A 24,909-nucleotide genomic window follows, 5' to 3' on the forward strand; every position below is an offset into this window, starting at 1 on the left:
TTATCGCCCAAACTGGTTAAATTTTAACAGTGACAACTACCCTGCCAGATAGGGTTATGATGACTACACATGACCCTGTACAAGCAAACTTCCTCCGTAGAAAGTTTGAAAACGATGGTATAGATGTCTCAATTATTAATCTAACACCTTCATCTAATGGGGTCAGAGCAAATGTTAGTAATTCGAAGGCAACTTCATTAGCTCAATTAGAGTAAAAATCATCCAAAATAAAGTATTGCATTGGTACTTAGAGAGCACTAAGCTCACTTGGCTGCTGCTTAATAATAGTCGTCATGTTGAATAAAGATTAACAATACGTTTGTCGATTTCTTGCCAAATAGTCTTGTAAGTCATGCCCAAAAGAACTATGATCAAGTTGTAGATGAAAGGCGGTAGAGGTATCCCCTTATAAAACAGTATCAACCTCATTGGATTAGTGGCGGTAGAGGCATCCCCACATGAAATAGTATCAACCTCATTGGATTAATCTACATGAAAAAGCCCCTTTATTGGGGCTTTTTTGTATGTAAAGGAAAACGATGGATATAAGAACATTAAAACAAGACTCCTATGACAAACTGTCTAAAGATAGACCACAAGTGCTAGAAAAGAACCGTGGTTATGGCATTGTATCGATTACCATCAACACCCTTACCTATGCGATACCTTTACGCAGTAATATGAATCACAACAATGGGTTCAAAACTATTTCCATGAAACGTGGAAAAAAGCTGATCTGGAATGGTCTTGATTATTCTAAAGCGCTTATCGTTGAACAGGATGACATAGAATCAACAGCTTTCAAGCTCAGAGAGCAGAAAGAGTTTGATAAAATTCAATTGAATAAAGATAAGATTCAAGCTGAATTTGAAATGTATGTATCTGCTTATCTTGAATGTGTGAAGAAAGGTACTAGCACAACAGACAGGCGATTCATTTTCTGCACGTTGCAATACTTTCACTCCGAATTGGGGATTTAAGACGTAGTGCAATTTCTGGAAACTGATATAGTGAATCTCACTTTTTAGGAAAATTAGTTCCAAAAGTCGATTTTTCTGGAAGAGGCTCTAATACCTTTTCCTTTTTACCTTTCCAGATTTATTACTGAATCCACCTGTGTTGGTAGTTTGTGACGATGCGTTAATCGCAAATCATAAGATTGAAGAAAGAAGCAGGCTTAGGCCTGCTTTTTATTAACCAGCTTGAACAAAAAAAGAACGCACAACGTACTGATATGTAAAAAATTATAAAAGATTGTCAAATCTCAGCAAAATCTATAGTTCGTGCTTATAGAATCCCGTTCATAGTAATTCTTGAACAAGTGATAATGTCAGTAGCCAACACCCGCATCACCGATCTTTTTTATCAATTATTGGATCTATCTGAGGCAGAAAAAACAAAATACCTAAAAGAATTAAAAGCACACCAAGTCGATCTATATGACAAGATTTATCCCTTTATCTGCACCTCAGAGCTAGAGCCTATTACACATATATTTGGTGTAGGCGCCCTCCAAGCTACAAACAAAAAAGCGACTTATTCTGATACATACATTGATAAGTACCACCTGTCTTACGAAATAGGTCGTGGAGGTATTGGTGTTGTCTATGCGGCGACTCGAGTGGACAAGACATTTCATCAAAATCTTGCCATAAAACTCATTCAGCCAACACTGTCTCACCTCATAGATAAAGAATACTTATTTCATGAAGCCCAAGCACTTGCGACGTTGAACCATCCATATATAACCAAAGTGATGGATGGAGGGACGCATGAAGGTTCTGTTTATATCGTAATGGAACACATAAAAGGTTGCACCCTTAGTGAATACCTTGCTACGTATGCATTAAACAAAACAAAGAAGCTCAATCTATTTTTAAAGATATGCGCTGCTATCTCACACGCACACAAACACCAAGTTCTGCATACCGATTTAAAGCCAGAAAATATATTAATCGATTGTGAAGGTCACCCGAAGATACTCGACTTTAATTTAATGAGAGGAATCAGTGACCAATTGTCTGCTTTCCCAATCACAATCAATGCCTACAGCCATGACTACGCTAGCCCAGAGCAAATCAACGGAAGCCCACCCACTGTCCAATGTGATATTTACGCTCTAGGAAAGATCTTAACTTTCATGTTTCCTAAACTACCGATAAGTCAGGGTGACCTCCGCTGCATAATTAAAAAGGCAACACGACGCCACGCCTTACTGCGCTATTCGAGTACCAATGAATTATACAGTGACATTAAGCAGCTGCTCGCTTGTCGTCCGATCACAGCACATCAAGATCAACCATTCTACTCCGCCCTGAAACTATGCCAGCGCCATCCAATTCAATGTGCTTTGTCTGCAGTACTTATCTCATGCGGTGTAGGGCTCTACGCGCCTTTAATTAAAAAAAGCCAACAGCTTCAAATAGAAAAACGAGCATCAGAGAGAGTCACAAAACAATTTGTCCGGACACTTTCTCAAATAAAAGAAAGCCATAAAACGAAAGCATCAATTAATGCGGTACTCAAGCATACGCACAACGCTGTTTTAGGAGACCCAGACATACCAACAAAAACAAAGGCGAAGCTATTACAAATAATCACCCCGCAGGCTGTTCGCTCAGAATCAAAAAAAGGAAACTGCTAAATATGAGTAACCAACTAACCGACATCGAATCGATCGTGAGCGATTGGAAAGCAGGCTATAAAGGGGCTGAACAAAAACTCTATCATTTCGCTTACTCACACCTTTACACACTCGCCCAACAGGAGCGAAAACGGAGTACAACCAAGCATGAACAAAGCTGTTGGGTATCTTGGAATAGTATCAATAATACAACGGCTTTGGTTCACGATGCTTACCTCAAGCTCTCTTCTGCTGACACTCAATCAATAAAAAACACTCGCGATTTTTTATTGCTGGCAACAAAAATAATGCGACAAATACTCATCGATAATGCTCGACGTCAACAGGCACAAAAACGCCAACAACCTGCATCCATGAACCATCCAGAACAAGTGCATTTCGAACAACTAATCATTATGGATAAAGCGGTTGATCACTTCACTCTAAACTACCCAAGACAATCAAAAGCGTTCAAGTTGAAATACCTTATGGGTCTTCAAACTCAAGAAATTAGCCAACTTCTAACCTGCAGCGATAGCTTAATTGAAAAAGACTTAAAATTTTCTCGCTTCTGGTTAACGAGGAAAATAAACGCCTACCAAACCCAAACCTATTGAAATTAAATTTACGGGATTTCACTTTAATTTCGCGTCTTGTGAGATGAAGATAATATGAGTTGACGAAATGATTCAAAGCTTTGGCGTTGCAACAAAAATTAATCGACCTCGCTGTTGATCCGATGACAACTAGATAAACCAGAAGCTGTGCTTTTGGTTTTTTCATTTCTAGCGCACATGAACCTTCAAACAACCATCAACGTAGATACAAAAACCAAAACTTATCTAGAACAGCAATGGAGTTTGTGATGAATCTACTAATTGAATCATTTGAAGGCGGGATCTACTTGGCTTACCAAATCATTGACGAGCAAAAACAGTTAATCAAAGACGACCACCAGCACCCAATGAAGTTTTTGAGTGTTAACCAAGCACGCGACCACTTTAGCGACCAAGGCGTGGCGTCGGCAATGCTGGTTCACAACAGTGCCTACGACGAAATGTGTGGTGAGCATTGTGGCCACACCCAACCGTTCGAGATTGATTTGAAGTGGAGTTAAATCAACTTCAAATCAATCGCGATAAAAATTAAAAGGCTTACATCAATGTAAGCCTTTCTTATGGGAATCACTTTTCCTCTTATTCATTTAAATCAACGCAATGTCCGCTTCTGTCTGCGTTTGATGTTTTGCTCTTTCACAATAAAATCGAACAGTGGGGCGAAGAGGTTGGCGAACAAGATAGCCAGCATGATGCCCTCTGGATAAGCAGGGTTGAGCACGCGAATACCAACCGTCATCACACCGATAAGAATCCCGTAAGCCCATTTACTCTGATTGGTAAAAGCGGCAGAAACTGGGTCGGTCGCCATAAAGAAAGTACCAAAGGCAACGCCACCCAACACAAAGTGCCAGTAGAACGGCATAGAAAACATCGAGTTGGTTTCGGATCCGATCCAATTCATCAAACTAGAGGTCGCCACAAGGCCAATAATCACGCCCGCAACAATACGCCAAGAGGCGATCTTCATGGCAATCAGAATCAGACCCGTCAACATGATAAGCAGTGACGACACCTCACCCATCGAGCCCGGTATATTACCGATAAACGCATCCATCCAGGTGATCGCCTCGCCAGTCATATTATTGATAAGCGAAGTACTGCCACCCTCATGCCATTGACTCAGTGGTGTCGCGCCTGAATAGCCGTCAGCGGCAACCCACACAAGTCCACCCGACATGTTGGCTGGATAAGCGAAGTAGAGAAACGCGCGGCCTGCTAGTGCAGGGTTAAGGAAGTTTCGTCCTGTACCACCGAACAGCTCTTTGGCGACAACGATACCAAAAGTGATACCTAATGCGGCTTGCCAGAGCGGAATGGTTGGCGGGAGGATTAGTGCAAACAGCACCGAGCTGACAAAGAAGCCTTCATTAACTTCGTGCTTGCGAACGACTGCAAACAAGACCTCCCAGAAACCACCCACAACAAACACCGTGGCATAAACGGGTAGAAAATAGAGTGCACCAAGCAACATCTGGTTTGCCCAGCCACTTGCCATCAATGACTGCGCATCACCAAATGCCCAAGACAAGCGCCAGCTGCTTTCAATAACCGAGGTAAGTTCGTTAAGTTGATAACTGGATGTAAGTGCCGAGACACTCTGGTGCCCGACGTTATACATGCCCCAGAACATGGCAGGGAAAGTCGCCAGCCACACCAGAATCATAATTCGCTTGAGATCGATACTATCTCGAACATGGGTCAAGCCTCGGTTTACGTTGCCGGGCGTATAAAAGATGGTGGCAAACGCCTCATAGACAGGGTAAAGCTTTTCGTATTTACCTCCGGCTTCAAAACGCGGGGCTACGTCTTCTAATCGTTTCTTCAAACTCATAATCTCAATCACCTTATTGCTTGAGTTATGGTTTTCTACGCACCAACCGCTCTATTTGAACAATTTTCAATCAAATTTGTATTGAAAATCCGAGTATCCGGAAATAGACCTGATATTGAAAAGAAAGGCGTATAAACAACAAAGCCCCAGCAATGGCTGAGGCTTATTTGGTATTACGCACGTCTTCGTTATTTCACACACATCACATTAAGTAGTGAGGAGCCTTTAAGCTGGTTTACGTTACCGTTAGTAAACAGGCCTTTTTTATCCGCTCCCCAATAAGGTAGATGCATTGGCCAATTCTGATTTTCCATGACCTTCGACCCTAAGAGACTTTGCCACTGCTTTTCACTCAACAGCGTCATATTAATCTTATCACATACTAATTCGGCACTGTCGTAATCGAGTCGGCTCCAAGGTTTACCTTGCTCCATATAAAACTGTTGTTCATCACCTAAAAGATAAGGAATCGCATATTTACTCCCCGCAACACTCGCTGTCATGCGTATTTCAATGTTCAGATCATTGTCTGAATTTGCACCATGACTAGGGAAAGCTTGAATGGCAGCAGCACTCGCGACTGCAGCTTTTTGAGCAGCTGCTATCGGCTTCGGCGCTGGTTTCGCTGCTACTTTAGCCTTAACTGGGGCTTGATGCTTAACCGTTTTTGGCTCTGCCGTTTTTGACTTCATTGCTTTGGTCACGACTGGTTGTGAAGAAGAGGTCTTCGATTTATCAACCATACGAATAAAGGCTTCGCCATAGCCAGAAACCTTACGTACCTGAGCTAAGTCTTTTCTCGCATCAGAGAAAGTAGAATAAGGACCAATTAGGCAGCGATAGTCTCCACCTTCGGGCTTCATCCATACGTTAGTTGAAATCTTCTCATACAATGGCTTTGCTTTGCTCAGTGACAAAGGCTTATTCAACAAACCACATTGAACCCAAAACAGCTCATTATCTGAATGATGTTTAGGCGCTTTACTGCCCCAAACACCTTTACCAATCGGACATGATTGTTCTAGCTGTGGTAACTGATTGGTGCTTGCCTGAGTCGCATCGCATAGAACCGATTCGGCATTAACTTGGCTTGATACCAACAGGGATGCAGCAATAAGCCCCATACGATAATTTCTAACCACAGCACGACATACAACATTCATTGTCAACTTCATAACCACCACTTAAACCCTCTAGGGGTTAATTATTACCGAACAAATGTCGATAAAACATGAATTCCATTTTAAGTACTATTGACTCTATCAATGGTACTAAGTTCCAAATTCATTAAGCAAAAAAAGAGCCGTAATTGCTTACGACTCTTAGTTTAGTGATTTTTTTTACTAAAAATCAAACTGAACTATCACCCTTTATAGATTTTCGGGTTAAACACGTCACGTAACCAGTCGCCTAGTAGGTTGATAACTAGAACCAATGTCACCAAAAGCACACCTGGGAATGCAGTGATCCACCATGCTCCTGAGAAGATGTAGTTAAAACCAGTACTAATCAGAGCACCCAGTGAGGGTTGGTCGACTGGAAGGCCTAAACCTAGGAAAGAAAGTGCCGCTTCTGACATGATGGCATTTGCCACCTGTACTGTAGAGATAACCAAAATCGGTGATAAACAGTTAGGCAGGATATGACGGAACATGATACGAGGTGCTCTAAAGCCCATCACACGTGCCGCTTCTACGTACTCTTTCTTCTTCTCTGCTAATACTGATGCACGAATAGTACGCGCATACTGCGGCCATTCTGCGATACCAATGATCACCACCAGCATCACCACAGCGTATTGTGCATAGAAGTCACTACCGAAACTTGCCTTAAAGATGGCCGAGACAATGATCGCAACCATCATGGTTGAGAACGAAAGCTGAACATCAGCGAAGCGCATCAAGAAGCTATCAATACGGCCACCGAAGTAACCTGCAGACAAGCCAATGATGATACCAAGCGTCAGTTGTAGACCTACCGCTAAGAAACCAATGGTCAGTGATAAACGAGAACCGTAAAGCATAGTCGATAAAATATCACGGCCTTGCTCATCCGTTCCTAGCAAGAAGCGTTCTTCGCCGTCTTCCATCCATGATGGTGGAAGTTCTGAGTCCATGATATCAATCGATGTCACGTCGTACGGGTCTGTTGGCGCTAGGATAGGTGCAGCTAGAGCCATCACCAAGAAGATTGAGAAAATGGCGAAGCTCACCATTGCCACTTTGTCGCGTAAGAAGTAATACACAATGTCAGATTGCTTAAAACGTTCCCAGCGAGACGGCACTGTCGATGTCTGTTCCATGATTATGCTCCTTTCCCTGTGATGTTAACGGTTGGGTTGATAACACCGTAAAGCAAATCAACAATCGTGTTAGTCACGACGAAAATAAGACCAACAAAAATAACGTATGCAGTAATCAGTGGTGTATCTACACGGTTGATTGCTTCTAAGAATAAGAAGCCTGTACCTGGCCACTGGAAAACAGTTTCCGTAAGAATGGTGTAAGCCACCATAGTACCAATCTGAACACCACCAACGGTAAGTACCGGTAGCATGGTGTTTTTCAATGCATGTTGGTAATAGATTTTGTTTAGCGCTAGGCCTTTCGCTTTACCAAACTTAATGTATTCAGAACTTAGAACTTCTAACATTTCAGAACGAACTAGACGAATAAACAGCGGCAGCATGATAGATGCCAGAGCAATACTCGGAAGTACTAAGTGTGCAAGGCCATCTAGCGTTAAGAAGCCAGACTCCCAACCAAACCAGTTGGCCGTATCACCACGTCCAAATGACGGCAGCCAACCGAGCTCGATAGAGAACACATACATCAGCATGATTGCAGTTAAGAAAACAGGAACCGAGATACCGACACTACTGCCTGCCATAATCAATTTGGTAAAAAAGCTTTTTGGGTGAATCGCAGAGTAAACGCCGAGTGGGATCGACATACAAACAATAATTAAAGAAGCACCAAATACCAGCTCCAGAGTTGCCACTAGTTTATCTAGAATCACATCAACTGCAGGTCGCTTAAAGAAGTATGAAGTACCAAGATCACCCTGTAGAGCTGCGCCTACAAAGCGAGAGTATTTTGTAACGAAGGGATCATTTAAGCCGAGTTCATCGCGTAGCGCTTGACGCTCCGCCTCTGAAACAGATTGACCGACTAACTCACGTAACGGGTCGCCCAGGTTATCCTGAATGGCAAACGCCACCAAACTGATCACAAACATCACTATCAGTGCCTGAAACAGGCGCTTGACCAGAAACGTAACCATTCCTTGCCCCTTATCTATCCATGACTATCTAATCGAAATCCGCGACTAGACAACAAAAAATTCAGTCTTAAAAAAGGTATTTAGCCAGACTGAAGGAAGACCAAATACCGAAACTTAAATCTATATCTTAATAATATTGAGAGCCTGAAAGCTTCAGGCTCTCGATTCTAGCAAGCTAGATTATTTTACAACTAGGTCGCCGAAGTAAGGCATAACCATTGGGTTTACTACGTCTGCTGCACCTACGTTAGATTTCGCGCCCCACGCTTCACTCTGCCAGTGTAGAGGAACGAAGACTGCATCGTTGTAAAGTGTTGCTTCAACGCCTTTCAGCATCTTAGAACGCTTAACTGGGTCAGTTTCAGTGTTAGAAGCTTCTACAATCGCATCCATTTCTGGGTTTGAGTAGCCAGAACAGTTGTATTGACCACGGCCAGTCTCTTCGTTGCGAGTCATTGTTAAGAACTCGTTGAAGTTAGCTGAATCTTCAGTATCTGAGTGCCAGCCGATCATCATCATGTCTGCTGAACATAGGTCAAATTCTGGCCAGTACTGTGCTTTAGGCATTGTCTTAAGATCAACTTTGATACCAATCTTAGACAGCATTGCCGCAGACGCTTGCGCAACTTTCGCATCGTTCACGTAACGGTTGTTAGGCGCTGCCATAGTTAGTGTAAAGCCATCTTCGTAGCCCGCTTCTTTCATCAGCTCTTTCGCTTTTTTCAGATCGTAACGAGGAACTAGATCTTCGTTGTGACCCGCGTAGCCTGTTGGGCTCTGCTGACCAGCAGCGGTCGCGAAACCTTTCATGATTTTCTTAACAATACCTTCATTGTTAATCGCATGAACGATTGCTTGACGAACGCGCACATCTTTCAGTGCTTCGTTGCTGTTTTGGTTCATTTGGAACGTAATGATACGAGTACCAGGTAGCGTTACTAGATCGATGTTCTTAGCTTTTTTAACACGCTTGTGATCGTTTGGCGCAACAGGGTGAATCATATCCACGTCGCCAGAAAGAAGTGCTGCTACACGCGTTGCATCTTCTTTGATTGGCACAAGTGTTAGCTTGTCTACGTTACCTTCAGTTTCTGTGTCCCAGTAATCGTTGAAACGCTCGAACGTTACTTTAACGCCTTGCTCACGCTGCGTTACGATAAATGGACCAGTACCAGAAACGTTAGTCGAAGCAAACGAGTTACCGTGCTTAACTAGCTCAGATTTGTCATTACCTTCCGCTGTTTGACCAGAGTAGAACTTGCTGTCCATTGGGAAGATGTAGGTTGCTGTTTGTAGTACTAGTGGGTAAGCCGCTTTTGATACTAGCTCAACTGTGTAGTCATCCACTTTTACCATTTTTTCGTATGGCGTGAAGATAGACTTAAAGTCTGGAGAAGCTTGTAGACGTTCAAAAGTCCACACAACATCATCAGCAGTCAGTTCGTTACCAGAGTGGAATTTCACGCCTTTACGTAAGTTAAAGCGGAAAGTCGTTTCATCAACACGCTCCCAGCTAGATGCTAGGCGGCCTTCAAAATCCATCTCTTGAGTGAAACGTACTAGAGGGTCAAACACCATGTGAGACATTTGCAGTGTGCCACCAGACAGCTGCTCGTGCGGGTCAAGTGATACCGGGTCAGCTGCGTAGCCAACGGTAATATCTGCTGCTGCTGCACTAAAGCTTAGGCCAGCTGCCATTAAAGCTACTGCTAATTTGCTTTTCATGGTTTTCATTGCATAACTCCTTCATGCGGGAATCCAGATCCCTAGTTGTTGTATTTGCGTCTGTTTATTGTTTTTAGCAAGCTAAACTCCAGCCTGCTGATTTTTATACCGCGGCTTGTGCCACTGCTTTTTCTTCTCTTAAACCTGTAAATTCAGGCATTAAAGAAATTAGGTGTTTGCTGTATTCATGCTGAGGCGATTGGAATAGCTGCTCAGTTGGCGCTACTTCCAATAGTTCTCCCATTTGCATCACACCAACACGATCACACATTTGGCGAATAACCGGTAAATCGTGACTGATGAACAGCATGGTTAGGTTGAGCTCGTCTTGTAAATCTTTTAATAGGTTAAGGATCTGAGCCTGAACCGACACATCCAGCGCCGAGGTAGGTTCATCACAAATCAAAAGACGTGGACGAGTTGCCAAGGCGCGAGCGATAGAAATACGCTGACGTTGGCCACCTGAGAATTCGTGTGGGTATTTAACCCCAGCCATCTTGCCTAAACCAACGTGCTCTAGCAGGTCGTTAACGATCTGACGAGTTTCATTCTCGTTACGCGTCAGTTTATGGAATCGGATCGGCTCAGCAATGATGTCGAATATCTTCATTCGAGGGTTCATTGATGTATAAGGGTTTTGGAAAACCATCTGCATTTGACGACGCATTGGGCGACGTTCTTTTTCAGATTTAAGTCCCGTAAGATCAACGCCTTCAAACGTTACCTTACCTGAGTTAGGTGCGTACAAACCAGCAATCACACGAGCAATCGTTGATTTACCCGAACCAGATTCACCAACAAGACCAAAAGTTTCACCTTCGTGTACTTCAAAGCTCACGTTGTTTGACGCCTGAACGTACTCACGACGACTCTCAAAGAAAGAATCCTTGGTAGTAAAGCGCAAGTTTACGTTTTCAACATTCAACAGTGGACCAGTGTAATCACGGTGGTCTTGGCTTTGACCTAACCAGTGGTTTTTCACATCAAGTGGTTCCATCTCATGTGCTTCTTCGATGTAGCTCACAAGAGGAAAACGATCAAGTTTACGATCTGAACGCGGAACCGCGGAGATAAGACTGTGCGTGTAAGGGTGTTCAGGAGTACCAAGGACTTTCGCCGTCGGACCAAACTCAACCAAATCACCACGATACATAACGGCCACGCGATCGGTAACATTAGATACCACACCCATATCGTGTGTGACCAACATACAACCTACATTCTTCTTAATACATAGGTCGCGAATCAAACCCAAGATCTGATCTTGAATAGAAACATCCAGTGCGGTTGTTGGTTCATCTGCGATGATTAAGTCAGGTTCACCTGCCAATGCTATCGCGATAACAACACGCTGACGCATACCGCCAGAGAATTGGTGTGGGTACTGCTTTAAACGGTTTTCTGGTTGCGGAATACCAACTTGGTTCATCAAATCTAATGAGCGCTGGTAGGCTTCTTGATCCGAAACCTTCATGTTGGCATGAATCGTCTCTTTTAACTGCTGTTCTACTGTGAATAGAGGGTTAAGAGAAGTCATTGGATCTTGGAAGATAAAACCAATCTTTGAGCCGCGAACAGAACGCATCTGTTCAGGAGATAAGCCTGAAACTTTTTCACCGTCCAGAAATACCTCGCCGCTAGCAATGCGACCAGGAGGGCTCAGCAAATCGATCACAGCATTACCTACTGTTGATTTGCCTGCACCAGACTCGCCTACAACGCCAACAATCTCACCACGTTCAATGTTGAACGAAAGTGATTTCACTGCGGCGTGAACTCCATGACGAGATGGGTATTCGATACGAAGATTTTTTACTTCTAAAAGTGACATTACCAGACCTCTACTGCTTTGGCAGCTTTCTGCCCTGTCTGCAAAATTGAATCCATTCTTACCAGAATATTGTTCTGATATTTTATACGGTTGACAATTTGGCAAATAATTCACAGAAAAGCAACAAAAATAGGATAAAAAGTCGACATTAAACGCTTAGCAAGTAAAAATACCACATAAGTATTCACTCGAATAGCATATAGCAATGAAACCCAGCATTATATTTCCAATAATAAATACTCACAAACCCCTTACTACTGCGTACTTGTAGAGTTAAACATATCATTCAAAGCACATATCCCCATCAATCACCAAGATCAAATAATTATTCCAAAAAACAATTAACACTATAGAAACAAACGCTAACTTTACCAATTTAAGCAAATAAAATAACCAGATAAAACCAACCCAACAACATATTCAACCATATGATTTTTTTGATAAATACAAACAAGAAAAACGAAAGATTTAATAAATCAAAGGATTTTTTAAACAACAAGATTCGAAGAAATCTGTCAAATACAGGCCTTAGAGAACATATTTAACGTCAAATTTCACTTTTCATAAAAATCCTTAGACCAAACCTATTAATTTGTCGAATGATTGGTGGTGAGTTTTATATAAAATTAGATATCGATCTGCACATTTGATAAAGCAAACTGCTCCGTATAAGCACCATAATGGAGATAAAGGGTAAAAGCCTGCCTTGTTATATGGAGGGGGAGATTTACGGAGGTGACATCAGGCAAGATATCGAAGCGGTTGAGGTCCCAGCATTAAAAATTGAGGATTACTGAAATGAGAGATGTAAAAAAGCCCCGTCATTCCTGACACGGACGGCTAGTTGAGGCTTCTTAAGGTGGCCAGTGAAGAGACATCCTTTGAACATCAGGCGAACCCCATTTGGGTTCCAATCTAGTGATCTACAGATGAAAAAAAAGCTCATCATTTCTGATGAGCTTTCTTAAAGGTGGTCGGTGAAGAGACATCCTTTGAACATCAGGCGAACCCCACTTGGGTTCCAATCTAGTGATCTACAGATAAAAAAAAGCTCATCATTTCTGATGAGCTTTCTTAAAGGCGGTCAGTGAAGAGACATTCTTTGAACATCAGGCGAACCCCCACTCTGTTCAAGTTATCTAAATTTCAGATGCAAAAAAGCCCTAGTCTTTCGACTAGGGCTTCTTAAGGTGGTCGGTGAAGAGGGATTCGAACCCCCGACCCTCTGGTCCCAAACCAGATGCGCTACCAAGCTGCGCTATTCACCGAGACGTTTCGTTTGATTTCTCAAACAGGGAACTTCAATGAAGTTACCAAAATTAATGGGGTGGCTAACGAGATTCGAACTCGCGACCACCGGAATCACAATCCAGGGCTCTACCAACTGAGCTATAGCCACCACTAATCTTTTATATAACCGCTTAAAAAGCGATTATTGAAATAGTGGTCGGTGAAGAGGGATTCGAACCCCCGACCCTCTGGTCCCAAACCAGATGCGCTACCAAGCTGCGCTATTCACCGACTAATTTCGTATCGACTCTTGGGAATAATGAATCAACACTGGAAGCCGAAGCTACCGATATTTTGTAAAGAAAGAATGGGGTGGCTAACGAGATTCGAACTCGCGACCACCGGAATCACAATCCAGGGCTCTACCAACTGAGCTATAGCCACCATTATTTCTTTTTGCCAATTCTCACTTACCTAAGTAAGAGACCGGATGGCGCGCCTGAAAGGATTCGAACCTTCGGCCTTTGGCTCCGGAGGCCAACGCTCTATCCAGCTGAGCTACAGGCGCATGCCCTGTCGGCGGAGTGGAATAATACGTATATCACCTTATGCCGTCTAGTACTTTTTTAACTTTTTTTTCTGTTTGGTCTCTTTTTCGACAGTTAATATGTGATAAACCCCTTATTTGAGTACTACAACCCACCGCAGCTTATAAGTTGTTGTTTATTGCAACAACTTATCGGGATATAATCACCCATTATTTACATTGGTTTAACAGTTGCTCTTTGCTGATAAAGCCAAAACACCCTTCCAACACTATAAATTGGTAAGCATGTACTTACCTTGGGAATGTAAAGTGAGTTTAATGGATATGTCTCGTCGAATTTTAAGCGTTGTCATCGCAGTTTTAACCTTTTCAACTGGCGCTATGGCTTCAGGCCTAAGCGAAGCAGAGCAAGATGCTATTGCTGAACGCATCAAACCAGTTGGCCAAGTTTACCTAGTCGGCAGCGAGCCAGTAGCCGCAGAACCAACAGGCCCTCGTGATGGCGCAGCAGTTTACGGTACCTTTTGTATCGCTTGTCACGCATCTGGCGTAAGTGGCGCACCTAAAACAGGTGACGCTGGTGACTGGGGTCCTCGTATTGCCCAAGGTCGCGACATTCTAGCTGACCACGCAATCAACGGCTTCAATGCTATGCCAGCGAAAGGTTCATGTATGGACTGTTCAGATGATGAAATCAAAGATGCTATCGAGCACATGATTGCTGGTCTGTAATTTACCGATCTGTAATTAAAAATGCCAGATTCAAAAAAGGTGACCTCATGGTCACCTTTTTTATTGGCTTTTATATAACGCGATGAAAGCAAGGAATTACTTCTTGTTGAACATCGCTCGAATGTTAGCAATGTGTGCCTGTCCTTTTTCCATTCTTTCTTCAGCGGATTGTGGTTTCTTAACACTTTCCCACTCCACATCTTCATGCGGCAGTTCATCGAGGAATCGGCTTTGTGTTGGCTTTATCAATTCGCCATACTGACGACGTTCACGACATTTAGTGAAGGTCAGCTCTTTCTGCGCGCGAGTAATCCCTACATACATAAGACGACGTTCTTCTTCTACGTTACCTTCATCGACACTGGTTTGGTGTGGCAAGATACCCTCTTCGGCTCCCATCAGGAACACATACGGAAACTCTAGGCCTTTCGATGCGTGCAATGTCATTAATTGAACTTGGTCTGCATCGTCATCATCTTCACCACGCTCCATCATGTCACGTAGCGTTAAACGTTGAACCACTTCTCGTAGGGTCTTCTCTTCTTTGTCGTAGTTGTCACCCTCAAGGTCAGCAACGATCCAACTATAAAGATCAGAAACGTTCTTCATTCTCATCTCTGCAGCCTTCGGGCTTGCCGAGGTTTCGTACAACCAATCTTCATAGTTAATATCACGAACCAAAGAGCGAACAGCCTCAACGGTATTGCCACGTTCAGCATTATCAGAAATACGAACAATCCAATCGCTGAAACGGCGCAGGTTTTCTAAACCACGACCAGTCAAAGTTTGCTCTAAACCCATCTCAAAGCTCGCTTCAAACAAGCTCTTGCCACGCATGTTGGCGTAGCTGCCTAACTTCTCAAGCGTCACCGGGCCAATCTCACGACGTGGTGTGTTTACAATACGTAGAAACGCGTTGTCATCATCAGGGTTCACCAACACGCGGAGGTAAGCCATGATGTCTTTAATCTCAGCTCTAGCGAAGAAAGAGGTACCGCCAGAAATTTTGTAAGGCACACGGTTCTGCATCAACGCTTTTTCAATCAAGCGAGATTGGTGGTTACCACGGTACAGCACTGCGTAATCTTTATATTCTGTGCGATTCAAAAACTTGTGAGCGATGATCTCACCTGTAATACGCTCTGCTTCATGCTCTTCATTCTTAGCATTCAGTACCTTGAGCTTTTCACCGTCCGGGATCTCAGAGAACAGTGACTTTTCATAAACGTGTGGGTTATTAGCGATCAAGATATTCGCTGCACGCAAAATTCGACTCGTTGAGCGGTAGTTCTGCTCTAATTTGATCAAGCGTAAGTTAGGGTAGTCCTCACCTAACAGCACCAAGTTTTGCGGTTTTGCACCACGCCATGAGTAAATAGATTGGTCATCGTCACCTACGACCGTCAAACGACCACGCTCTCCCACAAGCAGACGCACCAATTCATATTGGCTGGTGTTGGTATCTTGATACTCATCGACAAGTAAATAGCGAATACGAGACTGCCAGCGCTCACGCACTTCTTGATTGGTTTTCAGAAGTAATACTGGCATCGCAATCAGATCATCAAAATCGAGCGCGTTGTATGCCTTCATCTGTTTCTGGTACATCTCAAAACAGAATGCAAACAACTGCTCTTGTTCGCCTTGAGCTCGAGCTTTCGCCTGATCTGGCGTCAGCATGTCATTCTTCCAATTCGAAATGGTGCTCATTAAAGCACGCAGCAGATCCTTATCACCATCGATCTGTCTCTCTGTTAGCTCTTTTAATAGCGCCAACTGGTCTTGGTCATCAAATAGAGAGAAGCCCGCTTTCAGACCCAGCGCTTTGTATTCACGACGAATGATAGTTAAGCCCATGGTATGAAAAGTCGAAACGATCAGGCCTTTCGATTCACCTTTACCCAGAGTTTGCCCCACACGTTCTTTCATCTCGCGTGCCGCTTTATTGGTAAAAGTTACCGCTGCAATATTGCGTGCCTTGTAACCACACTCTTGAACCAAGTAAGCAATCTTATTCGTGATAACACGTGTTTTACCAGATCCAGCGCCTGCTAATACTAAACAGGGGCCCGATACATATTTCACGGCTTCATCTTGTCTTGGGTTCAGTTTCATTTGGTTCTCAATTTGGTCTATCGGGGCGAATTCAATTGCGCGCCTATAATAATGGTGCAACACCTCGAATGCTACGCTCTCTTATGCAAGAATTTTATATCACATATGAAAAACTATGTTGCACTTATGTATGGGTCTTAGGCTATAATGAATGAACGTTCATTCATTAGTGAGTATATTATCACTGTCTGGTTTTTATTCTATGATAGATAAAAGACAACAAATTATAGATGCCGCCGAAAAACTGATTGCTGAATCAGGCTTTCACGGACTTTCTATGCATAAACTAGCTAAAGAAGCAGGAGTTGCGGCAGGAACTATTTATCGCTACTTCTCAGACAAAGAAGAACTATTACAACAAGTTCGCTTAGCTGTCACTCAACGGAATGCTGGTTTAATTCAGCAAGGCGTTGAAGATTCGATGAGTCTAAAAGAACGATTTAGAAAAATGTGGCTCAACATTTTCGAGCTCTCGGGATCAAACATCTGCAATTTAAAGAATAGAGCTCAATACGACTCTTTACCTTGTATTCGCAGCCATGAGACCAAAGAGATTGAACGAAAAATGTTCCACAAAATAGATCAACTCTTTACTGAAGGTAGAGAGCAAGGGGTATTTAAGCCTCTAGAAAACCCTGTTTTAGCAGCACTTAGCTTAGAAGTCAGTGTCACGCTGGCCCGTAAGCAATCTCTTGGATATTACCAACTTGATAAAAAAGCCATTGAAGCGGCGATTGAAGCAAGTTGGGATGCGATTATTACACACTAATTTGGAGTTCTAACTAGAATGAAAAAGTGGACTTTCTTCATGTTACTCATCGCTGTACTACTTTTCGGCAGCGTTATTGGGTTTAACATGTTTAAACAACAAAAAATTGCTGAGTTTATGGCTAACCGACCTGAGCCAGAGTTTCCAGTAACGGTAACAGAAGTTCAACCTATCGACTGGGTTCCAGTAATCGAAGCTATCGGCTTCATCGAACCTAACCAAGGTGTAACACTAGCGAACGAAACCAGCGGTGTTATTGACCAAATCTCTTTTGGTTCTGGTACTGATGTTAAAAATGACCAACTTCTTGTTCGTCTTGATTCTGGCGTAGAAAAGGCAAATCTAAAGAGCTCTGAAGCTCGCCTGCCTGCGGCAAAAGCAAAATACAAACGCTACCAAGGTCTTTTTAAGAAAGGTTCTATTTCTAAAGAAGCATACGATGAAGCAGAAGCAAACTTCTATTCTCTATCTGCTGATATTGAAAGCCTAAAAGCATCTATCGAACGTCGTGAAATTCGTGCTCCTTTCGATGGAAAAGTGGGCATTCGTAACGTTTACCTAGGTCAATACCTGCAATCAGGTACGGATATCGTTCGTTTAGAAGATACCAGTGTCATGCGCCTGCGCTTCACGGTTTCTCAAACTGATATCTCTCGCATCCATGTGGGTCAAGCTATCGACATCTTTGTTGATGCCTACCCAGAGAAGCCATTTGAAGGTTCTATCAGTGCAATCGAACCAGCAGTAAGCATCCAAAGTGGTCTTATCCAAGTTCAAGCAGATATTCCAAACAATGATGGCAAGCTTCGTAGCGGTATGTTCGCTCGTGCTAACATCATTCTGCCTAAGCTAGAGAACCAAGTTACTCTTCCTCAAACAGCGATTACTTTCACTCTATATGGCGACAATGTTTACATCTTAACTGAAGAAGACGGAGTTCAGCGTGTTGCTCAACATGTTGTAAAAGTAGGTGAGCGTACGGCTGATATTGCACACATCCTTGAGGGTGTTAAAGTTGGCGATACGGTTGTAACTTCTGGCCAAGTACGCCTAAGTAACGGCGCCAAAGTTAAAGTTGTTGAAAGTGATGCGATCACTCCACCATCTGAAACACCTAAGCTGTAACTGGAGGCACAATGCGCTTTACTGATGTTTTTATTAAACGTCCAGTTCTAGCGGTATCCATCAGCTTTTTGATTGCTCTGCTTGGTTTACAAGCAATCTTCAAAATGCAGGTGCGTGAATACCCTGAAATGACGAATACCGTGGTGACAGTCTCAACTGGTTACTATGGTGCAAGTGCCGATCTTATCCAAGGCTTTATCACCCAACCCCTCGAACAGGCTGTGGCTCAAGCGGATAACATCGATTATATGACATCTTCTTCTGTGCTAGGTAAATCTACGATTACCGTGAACATGAAGTTGAACACCGACCCGAATGCGGCATTGTCTGACATACTGGCCAAGACAAACTCGGTACGTTCTCAGCTACCTAAAGAGGCTGAAGATCCAACCGTAACCATGTCTACCGGTTCAACAACCGCGGTACTCTACATTGGTTTTACCAGTGACGAATTGGTATCGAGCCAAATTACCGACTATCTAGAGCGTGTAATCAACCCGCAGCTATTTACGGTTAATGGTGTATCTAAAGTTGATCTATATGGTGGTATGAAATACGCACTGCGCGTATGGCTAGACCCATCAAAAATGGCGGCGATTGGTCTGACTGCATCTGATGTAATGACGGTACTGAACGCTAACAACTACCAATCAGCTACGGGTCAAGCGACCGGTGAGTTCGTGCTTTACAACGGCAGTGCCGATACACAAGTATCAAACACTGAAGAACTAGAGAATCTAGTCGTGAAAAGCGGAGAAGGTGAGATCATTCGCCTATCCGATATCGCGAAGGTTTCTCTTGAAAAAAGTCACGATGTTTACCGAGCAAGTGCTAACAGCCAAGAGGCGGTTGTAGCCGCGATCAATGCGGCGCCAAGTGCGAACCCAATCAACATCGCTGCTGATGTACTGGAACTTCTTCCTCAACTAGAGAAGAACCTACCAAGCAACATCTCAATGAACGTAATGTACGATTCAACCATTGCGATTAACGAGTCAATTCAAGAAGTTATTAAGACAATCCTTGAAGCGGCATTAATCGTATTGATAGTAATTACTTTATTCTTAGGTTCATTCCGAGCGGTACTGATCCCTATTATTACTATCCCACTGTCTTTGATTGGTGTGGCAATGGTAATGCAGGCAATGGGTTTCTCTTGGAATCTAATGACACTACTTGCAATGGTACTTGCCATCGGTCTAGTGGTAGATGATGCGATCGTAGTACTTGAAAACGTCGACAGGCATATCAAGCTCGGCGAGTCCCCTTTCCGTGCAGCGATTATCGGTACCCGCGAAATTGCGGTGCCTGTTATCGCAATGACGTTAACGCTAGGTGCGGTATATGCTCCAATTGCGATGATGGGTGGTATTACAGGCTCGCTATTTAAAGAGTTTGCATTAACCCTAGCGGGTTCGGTTTTCGTATCAGGCATTGTGGCACTAACGCTCTCGCCAATGATGTGTTCAAAAATGCTGAAAGCTCACGCTGAGCCAAGCAAGTTTGAGCAGAAAGTTCATAGCGTGCTAGATGGCATGACTAACCGTTACGAGCGTATGCTTGGTGCGGTAATGCAACATCGTCCAGTATTTATTGGTTTTGCTATCATCGTATTTGCAAGTTTACCGTTGTTGTTCAAATTCATCCCTAGTGAGCTAGCACCTTCAGAAGATAAAGGTGTAATCATGTTGATGGGTACAGCACCGTCGAATGCAAACTTAGACTTCATGCAAAATACCATGAACGACGTAAACCAGATTCTGTCTGATCAGCCAGAAGTTGCTTACGCACAGGTATTTACAGGTGTGCCAAATGCAAACCAAGCATTTGGTATCGCGTCTATGGTTCCTTGGAGCGAACGTGAAGCAAGCCAATCAGACGTAGCAAACCGCGTTGGTAATTTGGTGAAAGATGTTCCAGGAATGGCGGTAACTGCATTCCAAATGCCAGAACTACCCGGTGCTGGTTCAGGCCTTCCAATTCAATTTGTCATAACAACGCCAAACAGTTTTGAAAGCTTGTTCCAAATTACCACAGACATTCTGGCTGATGTCTCTTCAAACCCGTTGTTCGTATATTCAGATCTCGACCTGAACTACGACTCAGCAACCATGAAGATCAACATCGACAAGGATAAAGCGGGCGCATACGGTGTGACCATGCAAGATATCGGTATCACGCTCGGTACCATGATGTCTGATGGCTACGTGAACCGTATAGACTTGAATGGCCGTTCTTACGAGGTTATTCCTCAAGTTGAACGTAAATTCCGTCTAAACCCTGAATCGATGAACAACTACTACGTACGTGCCGCTGATGGTAACGCCGTTCCTCTAGGCAGTTTGATTACGATTGATGTTGTGGCAGAGCCTCGCTCTCTTCCTCACTTCAACCAATTGAACTCGGCTACGATTGGTGCGGTACCGGCTCCAGGCGCTGCAATGGGTGATGCAATTGCGTGGTTTGAAGACACGGCAGCGAATAAGCTTCCAAGTGGCTACAACCATGACTACATGGGTGAAGCACGCCAATACGTAACAGAAGGTAGCGCACTTTACGCGACCTTTGGTTTAGCTCTGGCAATCATCTTCTTGGTATTGGCGATTCAGTTTGAATCACTGAAAGACCCACTGGTTATCATGGTATCTGTACCACTGGCGATCTGTGGTGCCCTAATAGCTCTGGCTTGGGGCGCGGCAACGATGAACATCTACTCGCAAGTTGGTTTGATCACCTTAGTCGGCCTGATTACCAAGCACGGTATCTTGATTTGTGAGGTTGCGAAAGAAGAGCAGCTGCACAATCAAAAAACTCGTATTGAAGCGGTAATGGAAGCAGCGAAGGTTCGTCTTCGTCCAATCCTGATGACAACGGCTGCGATGATCGCGGGTCTAATCCCACTGATGTACGCAAGTGGTGCGGGTGCGGCTCAGCGTTTCAGTATTGGTATCGTAATCGTTGCTGGTTTAGCAATTGGTACTCTATTCACGCTATTTGTACTGCCAGTGATTTACAGTTACTTAGCTGAAAAACACAAACCTCTACCTGTATTTATTGAAGACAAAGACCTAGAAAAACTAGCTCGCGTCGATGAAGCAAAAGCAGCGCACAGAGAATTAGCTGATAATAAGTAATCACTAAGTCGTAATAACAATAAAAAGGCTACTTCGGTGGCCTTTTTTTGTACGCCATAGGCGACATCGCAAGTGTGATTAAATAGAATAGTGGTAAATATTCAGGAGTTTTAATTGATATGTTTGATCCAAAAAAACTAGAGCAGATTGCTAAGCAGATCCACGATTCTATGCCTCAACCAGTAAAAGAGCTTGGTTCAGATGTAGATCAAAAAGTTCGCCAGGTTATCCAAGGCCAACTGAACAAGCTAGACGTTGTAAGCCGTGAAGAGTTTGATGTTCAAACACAAGTACTACTGCGCACTCGCCAAAAGCTGACTGAAATGGAACAAAAGCTAGCGGACTTAGAAGCAAAGATTGCCGACAAGTAAGCGTAAAGAAAGAAAACTGAAAGGGTTGGTGTTAAAGCACCAACCCTTTTGTATTTCTGAAGATCAATCAAGAACTGAAAGTCGACGAAGACTGAACAAACAATGTTCATTTCATTGATTTTTAAGACTTTGTTACTAAAAGCAAAAAGGCTTGGTCAACGGCGACCAAGCCTTTTTATTAGATGTTGTGTTGCTTATTTATAACTCCAACCTGTAAGAAGTTAGTGATACTGCTTCGCTTTTTCTGCAAATTTATAGTATCTAAGCGACAAATTAACCGCCTACAGCGATACGCTTCATGTCGCTCATGTAGCTACGTAGCTCTTCACCAATGTACTCTACAGGGTGGTTACGGATAGCTTCGTTTACTTCAATTAGTTTAGCGTTATCAACCTGGTTAGATGTTTCACCTAGACCACGGCCGATTACGTCTGTTGCTACTGAAGGCATGAACTTCTCACGTAGTAGCGGTGTTGCTACGTTAGCGAATAGGTAGTTACCATACTCAGCAGTATCAGAGATTACAACGTTCATTTCGTAAAGACGCTTACGAGCAACTGTGTTTGCGATTAGTGGAAGCTCATGTAGAGATTCGTAGTAAGCCGACTCATCGATGATGCCAGATGCTGTCATTGCTTCGAATGCTAGCTCAACACCGGCGCGAACCATAGCAACCATTAGGATACCGTTGTCGAAGTACTCTTGCTCTGAGATTTCTACGTCAGAAGCTGGGTAGTTTTCGAATGCTGTTTCGCCTGTCTCTTCACGCCAGCCTAGTAGGTTCACGTCATCGTTCGCCCAGTCAGCCATCATTGTGCTAGAGAAGTGACCAGAGATGATGTCATCCATGTGCTTGTTGTAAAGCGGACGCATTAGGTCTTTTAGCTCTTCAGAAAGCTCAAACGCTTTAACTTTAGCAGGGTTAGATAGACGGTCCATCATGTGAGTTACACCACCGAACTTAAGTGCTTCAGTAATCGTTTCCCAACCGTATTGTAGAAGTTTACCTGCGTAGCCTGGTTCGATGCCATCAGCAATCATCTTCTCGTAAGATACGATAGAACCCGCTTGTAGCATGCCACATAGAATAGTTTGCTCACCCATAAGGTCAGATTTAACTTCAGCTACGAATGAAGACTCTAGGCAACCTGCACGGTGGCCACCAGTACCTGCAGCCCAAGCTTTAGCGATATCCCAGCCTTCACCTTTAGGGTCATTTTCTGGGTGAACAGCGATCAGTGTTGGAACACCGAAACCACGCTTGTACTCTTCACGTACTTCAGAACCTGGACACTTAGGTGCAACCATTACAACGGTAAGGTCAGCACGTAATTGCATTCCTTCTTCAACAACGTTGAAACCATGAGAGTAACCAAGAGCAGCGCCTTCTTTCATTAGAGGCATTACTGTCTCAACAACATTAGTGTGTTGCTTGTCGGGAGTAAGGTTAATAACTAGGTCTGCTTGAGGGATTAGCGTTTCGTAGCTACCAACTACAAAGCCGTTTTCGTCGGCATTCTTGAATGATTGACGCTTCTCATCAATTGCAGCTTGGCGTAGAGCGTAAGATACGTCTAGACCAGAATCACGCATGTTTAGACCTTGGTTCAGGCCTTGAGCACCACAGCCAACAATGACGATCTTCTTACCTTCAAGGTATTCAGCTTCAGTCGTAAATTCTTCACGATCCATGAAACGGCAGCGACCTAATTGGTCTAGTTGCTCACGAAGGTTTAATGTATTGAAATAGTTAGCCATTGTAGGGCACTCCTTTAAAAATAAGTCCGTAAGGTCGATATCTCTCTATCGAATGACTTCATACTAAAACAGACACTCCGTTGCTGAAAGTGATATATTCACAATTAGTTATTGCAATAAATGCAACATGGAAACGATCGCAAAACATGAACATAAAATCTCTACAATTATTTATACATTTATGTGATAGCAAGAGTTTCAGCAAAACAGCTGCGGCTATGCACGTCAGTCCTTCAGCACTTAGTCGTCAGGTACAAAAGCTTGAAGAAGAAACGGGGCAAGAATTGCTTATCAGAGATAACCGCAGTGTTGATCTCACTCCAGCAGGAAAGCACCTATTGCCAGTAGCATTAAGCATCGTTGGAGAGTGGCAGCAATACAATCTTCACCTGAAAGGTGGTGAGCAAGAACTTAAAGGTGAAATCCGCATATTTTGCTCGGTAACGGCTAGTTACAGCCACCTACCTGAGCTCATAACCGAATTCAGAGCTATTCATCCGTACATTGAATTTAAGCTCTCTACAGGCGATCCGGCTCAATCCATCGACAAGATTTTAAATGATGAAGCAGATATTGCTATCTCAGCGAAGCCAGACATTCTTCCTTCAAGATTAGAGTTCGAAACCATCAGCGATATACCACTGTCAGTCATCATCCCATCCGGTGTGAGTAGTTTTAGCCAGCAGCTGCAATCAGAGAAACCAAACTGGAATGAAGTACCTTTTATCATCCCAGAAGCAGGTACTGCACGAGAACGTGCGAACGCATGGTTCAAAAAGATGAAGATAAAACCCAATATTTACGCTCAGGTATCTGGTCATGAAGCGATCGTCAGTATGGTTGCCCTTGGTTGTGGGGTTGGTATTGCGCCAGACGTTGTAATCAACAACAGTCCTGTGAGAGATAAAGTCGACCGCTTAAAAATAGAACCAATCAAGCCGTTTGAATTGGGAGTGTGCTGTAAGCGATCGCAGTTAGAAAATCCGTTGATTAGAGCATTTTGGCAGGTAGCTGAAGGTAAATACCTTCAAGACTAGTTATCTATAAGTGAAAACAAGCAAGTGTTGAGTCACAGATAAAGAGCACGTTAGTGCTCTTTTTTGTTTTTCTAAACGACAAATATGAAAAAAGCCCGCTGATTTCTCAGCGGGCTTTTCAATGGTGGTGGAGGGATAGGGATTTGAACCCTAGAACCGCTATTAACGGTTGCCGGTTT

Annotated in this window: 18 protein-coding genes and 5 tRNA genes; 10 read left to right on the plus strand and 13 right to left on the minus strand. The window is 43.4% G+C overall.

Annotation, left to right across the window (positions count from 1 at the left end; genetic code table 11):
• Positions 1-539 precede the first annotated feature (539 nt).
• The 4 genes from tenpIN to AB6E08_RS17680 all read left to right on the plus strand — a co-directional run bounded on the left by tenpIN (position 540) and on the right by AB6E08_RS17680 (position 3,740).
• On the plus strand, positions 540-980 hold the full coding sequence (gene tenpIN, locus AB6E08_RS17665; protein ID WP_017099985.1) for a type III toxin-antitoxin system TenpIN family toxin: 441 nt from the start codon (positions 540-542) through the stop codon (positions 978-980).
• A gap of 347 nt (positions 981-1,327) precedes the next feature.
• Entirely contained in the window at positions 1,328-2,644 is a 1,317-nt protein-coding gene (locus tag AB6E08_RS17670; RefSeq protein ID WP_372065140.1) for a serine/threonine-protein kinase, read from the plus strand.
• Positions 2,645-2,646: 2 nt separating this feature from the next.
• Positions 2,647-3,240 (plus strand): ECF-type sigma factor, encoded by a 594-nt coding sequence (locus tag AB6E08_RS17675; RefSeq protein WP_017095281.1) that lies wholly within the window; start codon positions 2,647-2,649, stop codon positions 3,238-3,240.
• A gap of 248 nt (positions 3,241-3,488) precedes the next feature.
• Positions 3,489-3,740 carry a DUF6482 family protein gene (locus tag AB6E08_RS17680; protein ID WP_065682885.1) on the plus strand — a complete coding sequence of 84 codons (252 nt, stop codon included), beginning with the start codon at positions 3,489-3,491 and terminating at the stop codon, positions 3,738-3,740.
• 92 nt (positions 3,741-3,832) lie between these two features.
• Here AB6E08_RS17680 and AB6E08_RS17685 read toward each other — a convergent pair whose 3' ends face one another.
• The 11 genes from AB6E08_RS17685 to AB6E08_RS17735 form a co-directional block, all read right to left on the minus strand.
• Positions 3,833-5,074, minus strand: a complete 1,242-nt coding sequence (locus AB6E08_RS17685) for an NADH:ubiquinone reductase (Na(+)-transporting) subunit B (RefSeq protein WP_372065136.1) — start codon at positions 5,072-5,074, stop codon at positions 3,833-3,835.
• A gap of 188 nt (positions 5,075-5,262) precedes the next feature.
• Positions 5,263-6,249 carry an SPOR domain-containing protein gene (locus AB6E08_RS17690; RefSeq protein WP_139684815.1) on the minus strand — a complete coding sequence of 329 codons (987 nt, stop codon included), beginning with the start codon at positions 6,247-6,249 and terminating at the stop codon, positions 5,263-5,265.
• Between the two features lie 188 nt (positions 6,250-6,437).
• Positions 6,438-7,376, minus strand: a complete 939-nt coding sequence (locus tag AB6E08_RS17695) for an ABC transporter permease (protein ID WP_004735541.1) — start codon at positions 7,374-7,376, stop codon at positions 6,438-6,440.
• A gap of 2 nt (positions 7,377-7,378) precedes the next feature.
• The gene (locus AB6E08_RS17700; protein WP_009848074.1) at positions 7,379-8,356 is read right to left on the minus strand and encodes an ABC transporter permease; all 978 of its coding nucleotides are present in this window, start codon (positions 8,354-8,356) and stop codon (positions 7,379-7,381) included.
• Between the two features lie 180 nt (positions 8,357-8,536).
• Entirely contained in the window at positions 8,537-10,090 is a 1,554-nt protein-coding gene (locus tag AB6E08_RS17705) for an ABC transporter substrate-binding protein (protein ID WP_009848075.1), read from the minus strand.
• Positions 10,091-10,184: 94 nt separating this feature from the next.
• Positions 10,185-11,912 carry an ABC transporter ATP-binding protein gene (locus AB6E08_RS17710; RefSeq protein ID WP_009848076.1) on the minus strand — a complete coding sequence of 576 codons (1,728 nt, stop codon included), beginning with the start codon at positions 11,910-11,912 and terminating at the stop codon, positions 10,185-10,187.
• 1,191 nt (positions 11,913-13,103) lie between these two features.
• Positions 13,104-13,180 (minus strand) — tRNA-Pro (locus AB6E08_RS17715).
• Between the two features lie 55 nt (positions 13,181-13,235).
• Positions 13,236-13,311: transfer RNA gene (locus tag AB6E08_RS17720), tRNA-His, on the minus strand.
• Between the two features lie 45 nt (positions 13,312-13,356).
• Positions 13,357-13,433 (minus strand) — tRNA-Pro (locus tag AB6E08_RS17725).
• A gap of 77 nt (positions 13,434-13,510) precedes the next feature.
• A tRNA-His gene (locus tag AB6E08_RS17730) sits at positions 13,511-13,586 on the minus strand.
• 47 nt (positions 13,587-13,633) lie between these two features.
• A tRNA-Arg gene (locus AB6E08_RS17735) sits at positions 13,634-13,710 on the minus strand.
• 297 nt (positions 13,711-14,007) lie between these two features.
• On the opposite strand from AB6E08_RS17735, the gene AB6E08_RS17740 reads away from it, so the two are divergent.
• Positions 14,008-14,421, plus strand: coding sequence for a cytochrome c5 family protein (locus tag AB6E08_RS17740; protein ID WP_009848079.1), 414 nt, complete (start codon positions 14,008-14,010; stop codon positions 14,419-14,421).
• A gap of 96 nt (positions 14,422-14,517) precedes the next feature.
• On the opposite strand, the gene rep is transcribed toward AB6E08_RS17740, so the two are convergent.
• On the minus strand, positions 14,518-16,536 hold the full coding sequence (gene rep / locus AB6E08_RS17745; RefSeq protein ID WP_012602966.1) for a DNA helicase Rep: 2,019 nt from the start codon (positions 16,534-16,536) through the stop codon (positions 14,518-14,520).
• Positions 16,537-16,687: 151 nt separating this feature from the next.
• On the opposite strand from rep, the gene AB6E08_RS17750 reads away from it, so the two are divergent.
• From AB6E08_RS17750 to ubiK, 4 genes are all read left to right on the plus strand, one after another.
• Positions 16,688-17,305 (plus strand): TetR/AcrR family transcriptional regulator, encoded by a 618-nt coding sequence (locus AB6E08_RS17750; protein WP_009848082.1) that lies wholly within the window; start codon positions 16,688-16,690, stop codon positions 17,303-17,305.
• An 18-nt stretch (positions 17,306-17,323) separates the two neighbouring features.
• Complete coding sequence (locus AB6E08_RS17755; protein WP_017099979.1) at positions 17,324-18,430, plus strand: efflux RND transporter periplasmic adaptor subunit; 1,107 nt, start codon at positions 17,324-17,326, stop codon at positions 18,428-18,430.
• A gap of 11 nt (positions 18,431-18,441) precedes the next feature.
• The gene (locus tag AB6E08_RS17760; RefSeq protein WP_372065128.1) at positions 18,442-21,564 is read left to right on the plus strand and encodes a multidrug efflux RND transporter permease subunit; all 3,123 of its coding nucleotides are present in this window, start codon (positions 18,442-18,444) and stop codon (positions 21,562-21,564) included.
• A gap of 119 nt (positions 21,565-21,683) precedes the next feature.
• Entirely contained in the window at positions 21,684-21,935 is a 252-nt protein-coding gene (gene ubiK / locus AB6E08_RS17765) for a ubiquinone biosynthesis accessory factor UbiK (protein WP_009848085.1), read from the plus strand.
• A 273-nt stretch (positions 21,936-22,208) separates the two neighbouring features.
• Here the strand turns inward: ubiK and ilvC are convergent, their stop codons facing one another.
• A complete protein-coding gene (gene ilvC, locus AB6E08_RS17770; RefSeq protein ID WP_017096410.1) occupies positions 22,209-23,693 on the minus strand; it encodes a ketol-acid reductoisomerase in 1,485 nt (494 codons plus the stop codon).
• A 146-nt stretch (positions 23,694-23,839) separates the two neighbouring features.
• Here ilvC and ilvY point away from each other — a divergent pair, with 146 nt between their 5' ends.
• Positions 23,840-24,730: an HTH-type transcriptional activator IlvY gene (gene ilvY / locus AB6E08_RS17775; RefSeq protein ID WP_029225377.1), complete on the plus strand. Its 891-nt coding sequence runs from the start codon at positions 23,840-23,842 to the stop codon at positions 24,728-24,730.
• Positions 24,731-24,909 lie beyond the last annotated feature (179 nt).

It is taken from the genome of Vibrio sp. 10N.247.310.24 (assembly GCF_041467175.1).
In the GTDB taxonomy this organism is placed as follows: domain Bacteria; phylum Pseudomonadota; class Gammaproteobacteria; order Enterobacterales; family Vibrionaceae; genus Vibrio; species Vibrio tasmaniensis_A.

What these genes read in the sequence shown, in the direction of transcription:
- tenpIN (WP_017099985.1), top strand. Translation starts at nt 540, where the DNA reads ATGGATATAAGAACATTAAAACAAGACTCCTATGACAAACTGTCTAAA.
- AB6E08_RS17670 (WP_372065140.1), top strand. Translation starts at nt 1,328, where the DNA reads ATGTCAGTAGCCAACACCCGCATCACCGATCTTTTTTATCAATTATTG.
- AB6E08_RS17675 (WP_017095281.1), top strand. Translation starts at nt 2,647, where the DNA reads ATGAGTAACCAACTAACCGACATCGAATCGATCGTGAGCGATTGGAAA.
- AB6E08_RS17680 (WP_065682885.1), top strand. Translation starts at nt 3,489, where the DNA reads ATGAATCTACTAATTGAATCATTTGAAGGCGGGATCTACTTGGCTTAC.
- AB6E08_RS17685 (WP_372065136.1), bottom strand. Translation starts at nt 5,074, where the DNA reads ATGAGTTTGAAGAAACGATTAGAAGACGTAGCCCCGCGTTTTGAAGCC.
- AB6E08_RS17690 (WP_139684815.1), bottom strand. Translation starts at nt 6,249, where the DNA reads ATGAAGTTGACAATGAATGTTGTATGTCGTGCTGTGGTTAGAAATTAT.
- AB6E08_RS17695 (WP_004735541.1), bottom strand. Translation starts at nt 7,376, where the DNA reads ATGGAACAGACATCGACAGTGCCGTCTCGCTGGGAACGTTTTAAGCAA.
- AB6E08_RS17700 (WP_009848074.1), bottom strand. Translation starts at nt 8,356, where the DNA reads ATGGTTACGTTTCTGGTCAAGCGCCTGTTTCAGGCACTGATAGTGATG.
- AB6E08_RS17705 (WP_009848075.1), bottom strand. Translation starts at nt 10,090, where the DNA reads ATGAAAACCATGAAAAGCAAATTAGCAGTAGCTTTAATGGCAGCTGGC.
- AB6E08_RS17710 (WP_009848076.1), bottom strand. Translation starts at nt 11,912, where the DNA reads ATGTCACTTTTAGAAGTAAAAAATCTTCGTATCGAATACCCATCTCGT.
- AB6E08_RS17740 (WP_009848079.1), top strand. Translation starts at nt 14,008, where the DNA reads ATGGATATGTCTCGTCGAATTTTAAGCGTTGTCATCGCAGTTTTAACC.
- rep (WP_012602966.1), bottom strand. Translation starts at nt 16,536, where the DNA reads ATGAAACTGAACCCAAGACAAGATGAAGCCGTGAAATATGTATCGGGC.
- AB6E08_RS17750 (WP_009848082.1), top strand. Translation starts at nt 16,688, where the DNA reads ATGAACGTTCATTCATTAGTGAGTATATTATCACTGTCTGGTTTTTAT.
- AB6E08_RS17755 (WP_017099979.1), top strand. Translation starts at nt 17,324, where the DNA reads ATGAAAAAGTGGACTTTCTTCATGTTACTCATCGCTGTACTACTTTTC.
- AB6E08_RS17760 (WP_372065128.1), top strand. Translation starts at nt 18,442, where the DNA reads ATGCGCTTTACTGATGTTTTTATTAAACGTCCAGTTCTAGCGGTATCC.
- ubiK (WP_009848085.1), top strand. Translation starts at nt 21,684, where the DNA reads ATGTTTGATCCAAAAAAACTAGAGCAGATTGCTAAGCAGATCCACGAT.
- ilvC (WP_017096410.1), bottom strand. Translation starts at nt 23,693, where the DNA reads ATGGCTAACTATTTCAATACATTAAACCTTCGTGAGCAACTAGACCAA.
- ilvY (WP_029225377.1), top strand. Translation starts at nt 23,840, where the DNA reads ATGAACATAAAATCTCTACAATTATTTATACATTTATGTGATAGCAAG.